This is a genomic window from Streptomyces sp. NPDC048584 (assembly GCF_043199595.1).
Classification (GTDB): Bacteria; Actinomycetota; Actinomycetes; order Streptomycetales; family Streptomycetaceae; genus Streptomyces; species Streptomyces edwardsiae.
The window spans coordinates 758,073-773,181 of sequence record NZ_JBICWF010000001.1 but is presented as its reverse complement, the minus strand read 5'-3'; the positions used below and the strand labels follow the sequence as shown (position 1 = coordinate 773,181).

The 15,109-nt window shown below is 74.3% G+C and carries 8 protein-coding genes; 2 read left to right on the top strand and 6 right to left on the bottom strand.

The window, feature by feature from the left end:
- Positions 1-37: 37 nt before the first annotated feature.
- Genes ACGFR9_RS03285 through ACGFR9_RS03270 form a run of 4 tightly spaced genes read right to left on the bottom strand, consistent with a single transcriptional unit; the run spans position 38 to position 4,603 of the window.
- Positions 38-1,072 carry an NAD-dependent epimerase/dehydratase family protein gene (locus tag ACGFR9_RS03285; protein ID WP_393202432.1) on the bottom strand — a complete coding sequence of 345 codons (1,035 nt, stop codon included), beginning with the start codon at positions 1,070-1,072 and terminating at the stop codon, positions 38-40.
- Positions 1,069-2,646 carry an AMP-binding protein gene (locus tag ACGFR9_RS03280; protein ID WP_393202430.1) on the bottom strand — a complete coding sequence of 526 codons (1,578 nt, stop codon included), beginning with the start codon at positions 2,644-2,646 and terminating at the stop codon, positions 1,069-1,071. The genes ACGFR9_RS03285 and ACGFR9_RS03280 overlap by 4 nt, the downstream gene beginning before the upstream one ends.
- The gene (locus tag ACGFR9_RS03275) at positions 2,643-3,581 is read right to left on the bottom strand and encodes an alpha/beta fold hydrolase (protein WP_393202428.1); all 939 of its coding nucleotides are present in this window, start codon (positions 3,579-3,581) and stop codon (positions 2,643-2,645) included. Before ACGFR9_RS03275 ends, ACGFR9_RS03280 begins: the two co-directional genes overlap by 4 nt.
- Complete coding sequence (locus tag ACGFR9_RS03270; RefSeq protein WP_393202426.1) at positions 3,575-4,603, bottom strand: 3-oxoacyl-ACP synthase III family protein; 1,029 nt, start codon at positions 4,601-4,603, stop codon at positions 3,575-3,577. Before ACGFR9_RS03270 ends, ACGFR9_RS03275 begins: the two co-directional genes overlap by 7 nt.
- A gap of 148 nt (positions 4,604-4,751) precedes the next feature.
- Here ACGFR9_RS03270 and ACGFR9_RS03265 point away from each other — a divergent pair, with 148 nt between their 5' ends.
- The gene (locus ACGFR9_RS03265; protein ID WP_393202424.1) at positions 4,752-12,146 is read left to right on the top strand and encodes an SDR family NAD(P)-dependent oxidoreductase; all 7,395 of its coding nucleotides are present in this window, start codon (positions 4,752-4,754) and stop codon (positions 12,144-12,146) included.
- Between the two features lie 21 nt (positions 12,147-12,167).
- Here ACGFR9_RS03265 and ACGFR9_RS03260 read toward each other — a convergent pair whose 3' ends face one another.
- Positions 12,168-12,539: an NTP pyrophosphohydrolase gene (locus ACGFR9_RS03260; RefSeq protein ID WP_393202422.1), complete on the bottom strand. Its 372-nt coding sequence runs from the start codon at positions 12,537-12,539 to the stop codon at positions 12,168-12,170.
- Between the two features lie 174 nt (positions 12,540-12,713).
- On the opposite strand from ACGFR9_RS03260, the gene ACGFR9_RS03255 reads away from it, so the two are divergent.
- Positions 12,714-13,751: a hypothetical protein gene (locus tag ACGFR9_RS03255; protein ID WP_393202420.1), complete on the top strand. Its 1,038-nt coding sequence runs from the start codon at positions 12,714-12,716 to the stop codon at positions 13,749-13,751.
- Positions 13,752-13,780: 29 nt separating this feature from the next.
- Here the strand turns inward: ACGFR9_RS03255 and ACGFR9_RS03250 are convergent, their stop codons facing one another.
- On the bottom strand, positions 13,781-14,866 hold the full coding sequence (locus ACGFR9_RS03250; protein WP_393202418.1) for an LCP family protein: 1,086 nt from the start codon (positions 14,864-14,866) through the stop codon (positions 13,781-13,783).
- Between the last annotated feature and the right edge of the window lie 243 nt (positions 14,867-15,109).

The following is a 15,109-nucleotide window of genomic DNA, read 5'->3' as shown; positions in this document are numbered from 1 at the left end:
CCGTTCAGGCCCTCGCTACGGACGCGGAAGGCGCCGGTCAGGATGGAGCGGAGGGTGTCGTAGCTGTCCGGCACGGTGGGTCCCCGCTGCCGTTCGAGCGGGTGAGTTCCGCGATGCCGGCGTCGAATCCGATCGGCGGCGCGAAGCCGAGGTCGCGGCGGGCGGCGGTGAGGTCGAAGTGGTGCGGGTGGAGCAGTTCCGCGACCAGGAAGCGGCTCAGGGCGTGGGTGCGGGTGCTGCGGGCCGCGCGCAGCAGCGCCTCGGCGGCGGCGGCCCCGGCGGTGGCGAGCCGGGGCGGTACGGCACACCAGCGGGCTTCGACGCCGGCGGCCCGCAGGAAGTGCCGGGTGAGCTCGCGCAGCGGACGCGGGTCGTCCTGGGCGATGAAGTAGGCGCGGCCGCCCGCCGTCCGCGGTGACCGCCACAGGCTGTCCAGGGCGAGCAGATGGGCGTGGGCGGCGGTGCGGACATGGGTGGTGTCGACGAGGTTGCCGCCGTCGCCGGGCATCGGCAGCAGCCCGGCCCGCACGACGCGGACGAGGGCGGGGGCGAAGTGGGGGTCGCCCGGCCCCCAGATGATGTGCGGGCGCAGCGACACCGTGGCCAGCTCCGGGCCGTGGGCGGCCAGCACCAGGGCCTCGGCGCGGGCCTTGGTGGCGGGGTAGGCGGGCAGGTGGCAGGGGGCGACGGGCAGGCTTTCGTCGACGCCCTCCAGACCGCCGGGCCGGAAGGCGACACTGGCGGTCGAGGTGTGCAGGAGCGTGCGCACCCGGTGGGCGCGGCACTGCCCGATCACATGACGGGTGCCGACCACATTGGTGGCCCAGTAGGGCCTCGGCGGGCCGCTGACACCGGCGAGCGCGGCGTTGTGCACCACCGCGTCGCACCCGGCGACCGCGCGGGAGACCGCGGCCTCGTCGGCGAGATCGCCCAGGTGCTGATGGACGCCCAGGTGTTCCAGCGCCGCGCTCGGGCGGCGGCCCAGGGAGGAGACGACGTCGCCGCGCGCGGTCAGCTGCCGGCAGATCTCCCGGCCGAGGAATCCGCTCCCGCCGGTGACCAGGACCTTCATCGTCCCCTCCCGCGCAGCCTTCCGGCGGCCCAGCCGGCCAGCCGCATCCGGTCGATCTTGGAGTTGTGCCGGGGGTCGGTGGGAAAGCCGCGGCGGATCAGCAGGGCGCCGACACGATGTCCCTCCGGATGGTCCTTCAGCACGGCCCGTACGGCTGCCAGGACGGCGGCGCGGGACGCACCCGGGAGCGGTTCCACGCACAGCACGGGCAGTTGGCACAGGGCCGGACCGACCCCGACCAGGGCGGTACGGCGGACCCCGCGCGCGGTGTCAGCGGTGGCCTCGATGTCCTCGGTGGCGAGGCTGAACCCGGTGCCCGTGACCAGGTGGGCCCGGCGGCCGAGGAACCACAGCCGGCCCTCGTCGTCCAGCCGGCCCAGGTCGCCGGTGCGGTGCAGCACAACGTCGTCGGTGTCGCTCCTGGTGACGGCGTCGGCGTCCGGGCGGGCGTAATAGGCGGGGCTGACGGTGGCTCCGGTGACGGCGATCTCCCCGAGGCCGGTGGCGTCGGCGTCCAGGACACGGGCGCGGACACCGGGCAGCGGCCGGCCCAGGCAGGTGCCCGCGTGTCCGGGGGGTGGTGCGGTGCGCGAGGCCCGCAGTTCGTGGTCGCCGATCGCGGAGACGGGCAGGCACTCGGTGGCGCCGTACACGCTGAGGAGTTCGGCGTCGTCCGGTAAGGCCTTGCGCAGGGCGGAGGCGAGCGCGGTGCGCAGGGGGGCGCCGAAGGACAGGATCTGCCGGACCGAGGGCAGGGTGATGCCGTGCCGGGCGCAGTGCCGGGCGATCAGGGTGAGTACGGCGGGGGAGGCCAGGACGATGCTCGCCCGGTGTTCCAGCAGCGGTGCGACGAGTTCCTCCGGCGGGGTGCGGGCCGGGGCGAGGTGGTTCACCGCCGGGGCGAGGGTGGTGAGGCCCAGCAGCGGGCCGAGCAGCGCCACCGGCAGGAACCCGGCGAGGAGTACGTCGTCCGGCCCCGGGTCCATCAGCGTCGTCAGCGCGTCGAGCTGACCGGCCAGGGTGGAGTGGCGGTACTCGGCGCCCTTGGGCCGTCCCGTGGAGCCGGACGTGAAGGCGATGAGCGCCGGTCCGTCACCCTCGGGCCCGCCGGCCCAGGGGAGCGGGATGCCGTCGGCGGGCGTCCGCGTGGTCAGCCGCCGGCCCGCCGGGAGGGGCGAGTCCCCGGTGACCAGGGAGATCCGCACATGCGGGCGCCCCCATCCCAGCGCCCGGCGTCCCCACTGGGCCGGCGGCTCCCCGATGAACACGTCCGGGGCGACGTCCTGGAGGCAGCGGCCCACCTCGGCGCGCGGTTCGATCAGCACGGGCACGGCACCGAGGAGACCCAGCGCGTAGGAGACGGCGGTGAGGTCGTGGGCGTCGCGGGTCATCACGACGGCCTTGTGACCGGCCCGGACCCCGGCGTTGTGCAGGGCCCGCGCGATGTGCTGACAGTGCCCCACCAGCTCCCCGCGCCGCGTCGTCCGGGAGAGCCCCTTGCGGCTCTCGACGAGGGCGACGGCGCCGGGCCGCCCGGCCAGGCGTGCGGCGAGGCCCGGAAGTGTCGTGCTCATGGGGTTCCCTGGAGGAAGTCGCGGATGAGGTCGCCCAGTTCGCCCGTGGCGTCCTCCATCACGAAGTGCCCGGCGTCGGGGAAGCGGTGGACGGCGGCGTGCGGATACCGGCGCTCCCACTCCGTTGCCAGGTCCGGAGTGAAGACGGGATCGCGCATGCCCCAGCCGACGAGCAGAGGCAGGTCCGCCAGGCCGGTCCCGGCCCCGGCGGGTTCGAGCAGCCGCCACGAGGGGTCCGCGGGCCCGCGGGGGATCGCCCGTACGGCGTCGGTGACCGCCCGGCGTTCCGCACGGCGGGCGTACGGCCGCAGGAAGGCCCGCCGCTCGGCCGGGAGCAGCGGGCGGTGCACCCCTTTCCGTACGGCGACACGGGCGAACGCGTTGGTGACGTGGACGAGTTCGGCGACCGGCCGGTGGTCGCGGATCCAGCGCAGGCAGAACGGAAGCCGGAAGCCGTCCGGGAACGGGAACGCCACCGTGTTGCAGACCACCATCCCGGACACGACCCCCGGATTGCGCAGCGCCCAGGCGGTACCGAGCGGGCCGCCCCAGTCGTGCAGCACGAACGTCCAGCCCCGCTCGGGCAGCCCCCTGTCCCGCACCAGATGGCGGTACAGGCCGTCCAGGCCCTCCAGTTGTGCCTCGTACGGGTCGGGCACCCCGTCCGCAGGCCGCAGCTGCCGGGACAGTCCGAACCCGGGCAGGTCGGGGGCCACGCAGCGGGCGTGCGGGGCGAGTTGACGCAGCAGCCCCCGCCAGACATAGCTCCACGACGGGTTGCCGTGCAGGAGCAGCACCGGCCGCCCGGAGCCGAGATCGACGTAGTGCTGTCCGGTGACCGGCACCCTGCGCCAGTGCCGGGGCGCGGGGTAGCCCGGCAGCAGTTGGTGCGGCGCGGCGGGATCCGGGGCGCCCCCCGCCTTTGTGGTCACCACCGGACGACCGCCAGACCGAAGCTGAAACCGCTGGCCAGGCCGATCATCGCCACCAGGTCCCCGCTCTCGACCCGGTCGGCCTCCCGCGCCTTGACCAGTTGCAGCGGCAGTGAGGCCGCCGCGCAGTTGCCGTGCTCGGCCACGGCGGGCATACAGCGGTCCTCGGGGAGGGAGAAGGTCTCGATCACCTCGCGGTACTGCGGCATCGCGATCTGGTGGAAGGCGATGAAGGAGAAGGCCCCGGCCTGCGCCGCCTCCAGTTCCTTTCCGGCGGTCTCCAGGATCCTGGGCAGCACGTCGAGCCCGGCCTGCCGCAGGTCCCCGTTGAGGCGCAGGGTGGTGTGGTCGTCGTGGACGGACAGGTGGTGCATGCTTCCGCCGCCGGACACCGTGCAGGCCTCCCAGGCGGCGGAGTTGCTGACGAACCGCAGCGACAGGATGCCGGGGTCGCCGTCGCCCGCCGGGCCGGCGGTGAGCACCATCGCCGCGCCGGCGTCGGAGGCGGTGTAGCCGGGCAGGGCCCGCAGCAGGTCCTCCCGGTCCGGGGCGTGCCAGCGGGTGGCCAGGGTGGAGGGTTCGCCGCAGGCGATGAGGACCGTGCGATAGCGGCCGGTCTCGATGAAGGACGTGGCCGCCTCCATGGCGTTGAGGAAGCTGTTGCAGGCGTTCTTGATGTCGAACACCGGGCAGGAGGCGCCCAGTTTGGTGGCCACGAGATGGGCCGTGGCGGGTTCGACCAGATCCTGCGAGGTCGACGCGAACACCAGCAGATCCACCTCGCCGATCTTCAGTCCGGCGTCGCCGAGCGCGCTGCGGGCGGCCGTCACCGCGAGATCGGACGCGTTCTCCCCGTCCTCGTGGACATGGACCCCGCGCACTCCGGTGAGATCCTCCAGCAGGCCCGGCGGTGGCGCATAGCCACCCGTCTCGGTGATCTTGACGCGGATTTCGTCCAACGTCCGGTAACGCGAGGGAAGGTGGGCGGAGACGGCGGCGATACGGGCACGGAGGGCTTCGGGCACTGCGTCACCGTAGCCAGCCGTCCGACCGGAATGACGATTAAATGGTGTTCTCCACCCCAACGAGTGATTTGAGCTGGATTTTCCGCCCAGTTGTCCCTTTCAATCCGCAAGAGACAGGTAACTGGTGTGAAGGGGCGGGGACTTGGCGATGCAGCAGGTTGAACGGGCCGTGGCGGTAGTGGGCGTGGGGTGCCGGCTTCCCGGAGGCATCACCGACCTGGACGGCCTGTGGTCGGTGCTGCGCGACGGGCGGGACATGGTCGGCGAGATGCCCGCCGACCGGCTGCCCCGCGACCGTACGGTCGACCCGGGGACCGTACGGCCCGGCCGCAGCTACACCGCGGCCGGCGGCTTCCTCGACGACGTCGCCTCGTTCGACGCCGCGTACTTCGGCATGTCGCCCGCGGAGGCCCGGCACATCGACCCGCAGCAGCGCCTGCTGCTGGAGATGACCGCCGACGCACTGGACGACGCCGCCCTCCCCGCCGGATCACTGGCCGGCTCCGACACCTGTGTGTACGTCGGCGTCTCCGACCCCGGCTACGGCGTGAACCTGTCGATGATGCAGGACCACACCAGCCCGCACACCATGCCCGGCGCCACCCTGTCCATCACGGCGAACCGCATGTCGTACGCCTTCGATCTGCGCGGGCCGAGCATGGCCGTCGACACGGCCTGCTCCTCCGCCCTGGTCGCCCTGGACCGCGCCTGCCGCACCCTGCGCGAGGGCTCCAGCCGGGTCGCCCTCGTCGGCGGGGTCAACGTGCTGACGAATCCCTACTCGTTCGCCGGTTTCTCCTACGCGGGCATGCTGTCGCGGCGCGGACGCTGCGCGGCGTTCTCCGCCGACGCCGACGGGTTCGTCCGCGCGGAGGGCGGCGCCGTACTCGTCCTCAAGCGACTCACGCACGCGCTGGCGGACGGCGACCGGGTGCACGCGGTCCTGGCCGCCACCGGCAACAACACCGACGGCCGCAGCACCGGCATGATCGTGCCCAGCGCCGAGACCCAGGAGGCGCTGCTGCACACCGTCTACGCGGAGGCCGGGATCGACGCCGACGACCTGGTCTACGTCGAGGCCCACGGCACCGGCACCCAGGTCGGCGACCCGGCGGAGGCCGAGGCCATCGGCCGGGCACTCGGCCGGCGCCGCCGTGGCGGGCCGCTGCCGATCGGCTCGGTGAAGTCGAACGTCGGCCATCTGGAGCCCGCCTCCGGCATGGCGGGTCTGCTCAAGGCGATCCTGGTGCTGCGCCACGGGCTGGTCCCGGCGACCCTGCACGCCCTTCCCCTCAACCCGCGCATCGACTTCGACGGCCTGGGCCTGGCCCCCGCCGTCGACCCCGTACCGCTGGAGGTGGGGGAGCGGGCCGCCGTCGGGGTGAGCGCCTTCGGCTTCGGCGGTGCCAACGCCCACGCCGTCGTCGTCCCGCCGCCCGCTCCCCGGCGGCCGGACCCGCGCCCGGAGCCGGACGGACGCCCGCTGCCCGTCGTCGTCTCCGCCCGCTCACCCCAGGCCCTCGAGCAGCTGACCGGCCGCATGGCGGAGCGGCTGCGGCACACCGGGCCCGGCGAGTTCTACGACGTGGCCCGCACCAGCACCGTACGGCGCACCGCACACCCGCACCGGGCCGCCGTACTCGCCGCCGACCCGCAGGACGCCGCCCGGCAGCTGGACCTGCTGGCGGCCGCCGAGCCCGCTCACGGGGCCACGGTACGCACGGCCGAGCGGAACGGTACCGCGTTCGTGTACTCCGGCAACGCCTCCCAGTGGCCGGGCATGGCCGCCGACCTGCTGGAGCGCGAACCGGCGTTCCGCCGGGCCGTCGAGGAGGCCGACGCGGCCCTGGCACCCCACCTCGGCTGGTCGGTCGCCAAGGAACTGGCCCACCCGTCCCCGAGGAAGTGGCCGCGCACCGAGATCGCCCAACCGGCCCTGTTCGCCGTACAGGTGGGCCTCACCGCACTGCTCGCCTCGCACGGCATCCGCCCACGGGCGGTGACCGGGCACAGCGTCGGCGAGGTCGCCGCCGCCCACACCGCCGGGGCCCTCACCCTCGAGCAGGCGGCCCTGGTGATCGCCGCGCGCAGCCGCACCCAGGGCGCCACGGCGGGCCGGGGCCGCATGGCCGCCGTAGGCCTCCCCGAAGCCCAGGCACGCGAGGAACTGCGTGCCCACGAAGGCGCGTTGGAGCTCGCCGGCATCAACAGCGACCGCGATGTGACCATCGCAGGCGACGCCGACGCGCTCGCTGCCTGGGGAGCCGGACTCACCGCCCGCGGCGTCTTCTTCCGCGAACTGGACCTCGACTACGCCTTCCACAGCCGGGCCATGGACCCCATCAGGGAGCCCCTCCTCGACGCCCTCGCCGGGCTCGCACCCGCCCCGGTCCGCGTCCCGTTCCTCTCCACCGTCACCGGCACCCCGCTCGACGGGCCCGAACTCGACGCCGGCCACTGGTGGCGCAACGTCCGCGAGCCCGTCCGGTTCGCCGAGGCAGCCGCCCTGCTCGCCGCCGGACACGCCGGTGTCCTGGTCGAGATCGGCCCGCACCCGGTCCTGCGCCCCTATCTCCGCCACACCGGCGCCATCTGCGTCCCCACCCTTCGCCGCGACGGGAACGGCCCCCGCGAGACCGCGTCGGCCGTCGCCGCCGTGCTCGCCGCCGACACCGCCACGGACTGGCGCCACCACTTCCCCCGCCCCGGCCGGGTGGCCGACCTGCCCGCCTACCCCTGGCAGCGCGAACGGTACTGGCACGGCACCGCACAGGACCTGGTCGCCCACACCAGCGGCAGCGGCCTCCTCGACCACCCCCTGGTGGGCGAGCGGATGCCCGCCCCGCACCACGTCTGGCACGGCACCGTCGAACCCCAGCTGGTGCCCTGGCTGGGCGACCACAGGATCGGGGACGACGTCCTCATGCCGGCCGCCGCCTACGTGGAGATGGCCCTCAGCGCCGGCCGGCGGGCCCTGGACCGCCCGGTCGAGGTACGGCATCTGGAGATCGGCCGGCCGCTGTCCGTGCCGTGGCCGGACCCGACGCCGGTCGCCCTGCAGACGGCGGTCACCCCCGACGACGGCGCCCTGACCATCAGCGTCCGCGAGGAACACGGCGGCGAGTGCCTGCCCGTCGTACGCGCCCAGGTCCGCACCCTCCTCGGCACGGCCCCCGCCCCGCTCGACGTGGACGCGGTCCGGGCACGCTGCGACCGCCGTACCGACGGCCCCGGCTTCTACCGCACCTGCCACGGCATCGGCCTGAACTGCGGCCCGGACTTCCAGCTCATCGACCGCATCGACGCCGGCGACGGCGAGGCGCTGGTCGGCTACCGACTGACCCACCCCGCCGACGCCTACACCGCCCACCCGGTCCTGATCGACGCGCCGCTGCAGGCGACCGTGGCCCTCGCCGGTGAGCGGGCGGAGTCCGCCGCGTTCCTGCCGACCGTGTTCGGGGCCGTACGCGTCTGGCGCACCCCCGCGCCCACCGGCGTCGTCCATCTGCGCCGCCGCAGCCGTGGCGCCCACGAGATCTGCTGGGACATCACCTACGCCGACCCCGACGGAACCGTCACCGTCGAGATCGACGGCTGCCGCACCCGTCGCGGCCACCTGGCCGAACGCACCCCGCTGACCGTCCAGCGCACCGTCCTGCGCGCCGCACCCCACCAGGGGAGCCCCGCCGCGCCCTCCCCGCTCCCCGCGCCCACCGAGGTGGCACGCGCGGCCGGGCCACGCATCGCCGCCGCCCGCACCGCCCTCGACGACACCGGCCACCGCCGGTTCACCGCCACCGCCGCACAGGCGGGCGCCCACCGCTGGGCCGAGACCCTGCGCGGCCTCCTCGCCGACCCCACCGCCCCCTTCACCATGGCCGACCTGGTGACCGGCGGCACGCAGCCCCGGCACCGGCGGCTCGTACGGCTGCTGCTGCCCCTGCTCGCCGAACACGGCCTCGCCCGGCAGGAGGGCGAGAACTGGAGGCTGACCGACGCGGAAACCCGGTCCGGGGCACTCCTGCGCAATCTGGTCGAGGACCACCCCGCATACGGCGCCCGCACCCTGCTCCTCAACCGGCAACTGCGCCACCTGCCCGACGTGTTGCGGGGCCACGCGCTTCCGCCGGCCGGGGAGGGCGCCCACGAGCAACTCCAGGAGACGGACCCCGCCCACCGCTTCACCCACCGCGTCGTGCAGGCACTCCTCGGTGACATCGTCGCCCGCTGGCCCGCCGACCGCCCGCTGCGCGTCCTCGAGTTCGGCGCGACCACCACGGCCCTGACGGCCGCCGTCCTCCCCCTGCTCCCGGCCGACCGCACCCGCTACACCTGCACGTCAGCCACGGCCGGTGTCCTCACCCGCGCCGAACACCGTTTCGCCGCCCATGACTTCGTCGACCACCGCGTCCTCGACCCGGACGCCGACCTGATCGGCCAGGGTCTGCGCCCGGGCGCCTTCGACCTCGTCCTCGCGGGCGACGCCCTGCACGCCACCACCGACCTCGCCGCCACCCTGCGCCGACTGCGCACCGTACTGGCCCCGGGCGGACACCTGCTGGCCACCGAACCCCATCACGCCCCGCTCCAGGCCCTGTTGTCCGGCACGTCCCACGACTTCTGGGAGCGCGCCGACCACACCCTGCGCCCGGCGTGCCGCATCCTCCCCCGAGACCTGTGGGCACCGCTGCTGGAGCGATGCGGCTTCACCGGCGTGGCGCTGACCGGCCCCGAGGACCGCTCCGTACTCCATGCGGCGGCGCACCAGGAGCCAGGACCGGAACCCGGGTTGCCCCGGTCGGCCGCCTCCTGGGTGATCCACGCGGAGGACGACACCGAGACGGCGACCGCGCGGGCCCTGGCCGCCCGCCTCGGCGAGGCCACCGTCGTCACCACGCCCGACCGGCGCACCACCCTGCCCACGGGCTCCGACCCGCACATCGTCCTGCTGCTCGCCGAACCGGGCCCGTACGACACCGTCGAGCGGACCACCCGCCGCGCGGCCACCCTGCGTTCCCTCGCCGCCGCCTGCGACGGCCTCGACGGCCGTACCGGCTCCAGGATGTGGCTCGTCACCCGCCCGACCGGTCTCTTCCCGGCACCGGAGGCGCCGTCCCACCCGGCCGACGCCGCCGTCTGGGCGGCCTGTCGCACCCTCGCCAACGAGCGCCCCGACCTGACCCTGCGCCGCCTGTCCTGCCACCGCACCGGCGACCCGGCCACCGACGCCCGCCGTCTCGCCGCGGAACTCCTCGCCCCGGCGGACCAGGAGGACGAGATCGTCCTCACCGCCGGGGGCCGCTTCGTCCCCCGGCAGGTACAGCACCCGGCGGACGAACCACCGGCGATTCCTGTCGGCAGGCCGTACAGCGACGAATCCCTCGCCGCCCCGGCCGGTACGCGGCACACCGGCGAACCGTCCGCCACCCCCGCCGACACGCCGTACATCCTGGAGGCCCGCGACCCCGGCCTGCGCCGGCGCCTGATCTGGCGGGAGACCGAGCCCACCGAGCCGGGACCGGGCGAAGTGGCCCTCGAGATGCGGGCCGTGGCCCTCAACTACCGCGACCCCATGCGGGCCAACGGTCTGCTGCCGCCCGAGGCCGTGGAGAACAGCCCCATCGGCCGCGGCCTCGGCACCGACGGCGCCGGCGTCGTACGCGCCGTGGGGGAGGGAGTACGGAACCTCAAGCCGGGCGACCGGGTCTGCGGCCTCGTACCCGCCGCCCTCGCCTCCCACGCGACGACCCCCGCCACCGCCGTCCTCCGCATCCCGGAGGGGATGAGCTTCGCGGAGGCGGCGACCTTCCCCGTCGCCTTCCTCACCGTCCACCAGACCCTGGTCCACCAGGCCGGCCTCGACGACGGGGAGACCGTACTCGTACACGGCGGAGCGGGGGCGGTGGGCCTCGCCGTCCTGCAGTGCGCCCGCCGCCAGGGCGCCCGCGTCATCGCCACCGCCGGCACGGAGACCAAACGGGACCTGCTGCGCACCCTCGGCGTCGAGCACGTCCTCGACTCCCGCAGCCTGGACTTCGTGCCCCGCGTGCGGGAGCTGACCGGCGGCCGGGGCGTGGACGTCGTGGTGAACTCCCTCAGCGGTGAGGCCATCGCCCAGGGCCTCGACCTGCTGGCGCCGGGCGGCCGCTTCATCGAGCTCGGCAAGAAGGACATCTTCCTCAACAACCCCGTCACGCTGCGCCCCTTCCACCGCAGCCTCACCTTCGTCGGCTTCAACCTCGACGCCGTCATCGACGCCCCGAAGGCGTCCGCCCGCCTCCTCGCCGCCTTCGAGGCGGAGGCCGTGGCCGGCACCTACCGCCCCCTGCCCCATACGACCTACCCCGCCGCCCGCGTCGACGAGGCCTTCCACCTCCTGCAGCACTCCCGGCACACCGGCAAGGTCGTCGTCACCTTCGACCCCCTCGACGAAGCCGTCCCCGTCGAACCCGCGCCCCGCACGCTCCGTCTCGACGGCGACGGCACCTACCTGATCACCGGCGGACTGAGCGGCCTCGGCGCCGCCACCGCCCACCTGCTCGCCGACCGGGGCGCCCGCCACCTGGCCCTGCTCTCCCGGAGCGGACCCGACGCCCCCGGCGCACCCGCCCTCCTCCAGGCCCTCACCGACCGGGGAGTGCGCGCCACCGCCCACGCCGCCGACGTCACCGACGAGGCCGCGCTGCGCCGGGTCCTCGACACCGTGGACGCCGGCGGACACCCCCTGCGCGGCATCGTGCACGCGGCGATGCACATGGACGACGCGGCACTGGCCGATGTGACCGACGACCGCTTCGCCGCCGTACTGGCACCGAAGGCCCAGGGCGCGGCCGTACTGGACCGCCTCACCGCCGACCGCGACCTGGACCTGTTCCTCACCTGCTCGTCCGTCTCCGCCGCCATCGGAAACCCGGGCCAGGCGGCCTACGCGGCGGCCAACGCCCACCTGGAAGCGCTGGTCCGGGCCCGTCGCGCGGCCGGCCGGACGGGTACGGCGCTGGCCTGGGGCCCGATCGGTGAGACCGGCTATGTGGCGCGCAGCGGCATGGAGTCCGCCATGGCCGCCCGCGGCCTCGAACCGCTCACCCCCGCCGAGGTCCTGACCACCACGGACCGTCTCCTCGCGGCCGGCACCGATGTCGCCGGAGCGGGCCGCTACCGCTGGGGAACCGCCCGCCCCCTGCTGCCGGCCCTGGCCACCCCCCGGTTCGCCCAGCTCGCCCCGTCCTCCGCCGCACCCTCCCCGGACGCCCGCGACGCACTCCTCGAAACCCTCGCGGACCTCCCGGCGGACGAGGCGGTCCGCGAGATCACCGACACCGTCGTCCAGCTCCTCGCGGGCGTGCTGCAGACCGACCCGGCCGGCCTCGACCCCACGCTCAACGTCACCGACCACGGCCTGGACTCCCTGCTGGGCATGCAGTTCCTGGTCCAGGCCCGGGAGCGCTTCGGCATCCGCCTCGGCCCGGCCGACCTGGCCACCGGCCGGACCCCGGCCCACTTCGCACGCCTGGTCCACCAGCGGCTGGACCAGGAGGCGTAGCCAGGACGGAGGCCGCCGGTCTCAGCGGGGCACCGACCGCGGACCGGCGACCTCCGCACCCAGCGTGGTCACCCTGCGACGCAGCTCACGATCGGCCGTGACGACGAGAACCGGCCGGCCCACCGACTCCGCCACCAGGGCGACCATATGATCGTCACCGCTCCCCGGAGCGGACTCCACCCGCACCCCCGGCACCGACTCCACCCCGCGCGCCGCCCCCTCGACCACCAGCACGATCTCCACCGCTCCCGGACGCCCCGGCACTCCGTCGGCCGCGAGCCGGTCCCGCAACCGCCGCGCCGCACCCCGCCGGTCCCGCCACCACCCGTCGGGCACCGACCCGACGACATTCGCGGCGTCGACGATCACGAGCAGGGCGGAGGTGTCGTTCATCGGGCCAGCGTCCCACGCACGGGGCATCGGCGAACGATCGACATATGATGTGCCGAGTTTCGGGGTTCCCGTGTCGGTGATGCGGCGGGCTGCAGGAAGGTTCACCAGGCGATGCGGAGAAGGCCGACAGGTTCCACGGGTGGCCCCGTCGACGACGGACGGACCGCCTCCGGCGTGGCCCACGGAGAGTGGCTCACCCGCGGCAAGGACGGCCGGCTGACGCTGTACGCCCCCACCGGCGGGGGTCTGCTGCGCTGGACGGAGACCGCCGTCGGCGGCCCGTGGTGGAGCGGGCCGCACTTCGTACCGGTGGCCGGGCTGACGCATCTGTCGGTGGCCCAGGGAGCCAACGGCTACGTCCACTTCCTCGGCCGCAGGGAACGTGAGGGCGCCGACGGCACGACCGGTGCGGACATCGTGCACGCCGTCCAGTACCAGACCGGACTCGCCCTCAGCGACTGGCGGTCCCTCGGCAACCCCCACCGCGACCGGGACGACCCGGGCATGCTCGCCGCGCCGGTCGGGGCGGTGGCCGGGGACGGCACGGTGCATGTGTTCCTGCGTGGCGCGGACGGCGGTCTCGTCCTGCGGCGCGAGGCCCCGAACGGCAAGTGGCGGGCGTGGGAGGACCTGCGCGGCGGCGGACTCGACGCCCGGCCGGCGGCGATCGCGCTCACCGACGGACGCGTCGAGGTCTGCGCCGCCGCGGAGACGGGCGTGCTCGTCTGGAGCCAGTCCGCACCGGGGGAGGACTTCACCGGTCCCCGCGGCTTCTCGCTGCGGCCCGCCCCGGGCACGGTCGCGGCCCTGGAGACGGCACCCGGCCGGGCCACGTTCTTCTGGACGGACGCCGAGAGCGGCGGCGCGGCGGCCTGGCGGGCGGGCGACTGGCCCGTCTCCCTGGGCGGCACTCCGGCCGAGCGGCCGTACGCGGTGCTGCGTACGTCGCTGGACGGCTACGACTGTGCCGTCCTCGCCTGCCGTGACAAGGACGGCGCGGCCGTGCTCGGCATGGGCGGCACCGAGAACGAGTCCGCAGGGTTCTGGTGGTACGCGCTGGCCGAGACCTGTCAGGGCTCCCCGGCCCTGGCCCGGGACGGGCGGGGCCGCGTGGTGATGGCGCTGATCGGCACCGACGGCACGCCCAGGGTCGCCCGCCAGGAGGACGGCGACGGCCTCACGCTCACCCGGTGGGACGTCCTCGGGAGCTGAGCGGCCGTCGCCGTCGTCGTGCCGGGGCGTCAGCCGCCCGTCGCGGGCGACTTCTTCGCGGACTCCGGAATCTCCGCGTCGGACCGGATCGCCTTCCACAGCTGCTCGGCCTGGGGCTGCGCGGCCACCACCCGGTTCGGGTCGACCTTGTCGTACGCCACCGGGAGCATGATCGTCTCCATGGTCGCCGGGTCGACCCCGTTCATGCTGCGCGCGAACTTGGCCAGGCTGGTCAGGGAGGCCAGTTCGGCGTCGGTGGTCAGCGCGGACGTCAGCGTGTCGGCGATCTTGTAGGTCTTGGTGGGACTGCCGAACAGGTCCTGCCGCTTCACCTCGCTCAGCAGGGCGATCATGAACTGCTGCTGGAGGCCTATACGGCCCAGGTCGCTGCCGTCACCGATGCCGTGCCGGGTCCGCACGAACGCCAGGGAGTCGGTCCCGTCCAGCTTGTGTGTTCCGGCGCTCAGGTCCAGGCCGCTGGAGGTGTCCTTGATGGGCTCGTCGACGGTGACGGTCACGCCGCCGATCGCGTCGACCAGTCCCTTGAAGCCGGCGAAGTCGATCTCCATGTAGTGGTCCATGCGGACGCCGGACATCTTCTCCACGGTCTTCACCACACAGGCCGGACCGGCCGTCGAGTACACGGAGTTGAACATGACGCGCTCCGCCGCCGGCAGGGTCGAGCCGTCGGACTTGGCGCACTCCGGGCGGGTGACGAGCGTGTCACGCGGGATGCTCACGGCGACGGCCTGATCGCGGCCCTCGGGGATGTGCACCACCAGCGCGGTGTCGGACCGGGCGCCCGACACCTTGCCGGTGCCCAGCGAGGCGTTGGCGCCGGCGCGTGAGTCCGAGCCGAGGACCAGCAGGTTCTGCCCCGACGTCGGCAGCTTCTCCGGTCGGTCCTCACCGAGGGCCTTGTCCAGGTCGACGCCGTCGATGTTGCCGTTCAGGTCGCTGTACAGCCAGTACCCCGTGCCGCCCGCCGCGAGCAGCAGGACCAGGAGCGACAGCAGCACGATGCGTCCCCAGCGTCTACGGGGGCGCTGCGCCCTGCGACGTCCGCCGCCGCTGTCGGGCTGCACACGTGACTCCGTGGTGGCGCTGGTCGTCATGGTGTTCGGTTCCTCTCCTCACGGGCTCCGCGCGGCGGAGTGGCTGGGCCCGGGTGGGGGGAAGACCGGTCCACTGATGCGATCGCAACAGTGGGAGAACTATAGGCAGTGGCCCCGACCTGGTACGGACCGGGTGGCATTAGCACCGCGAAGCGATGAACGCCACATGAACCGACCTTGACCATCCTTAAGGGTGACTTAAGATATGTCGAACCTGTGACCGATGTGAAGGGGGGCTTTCAC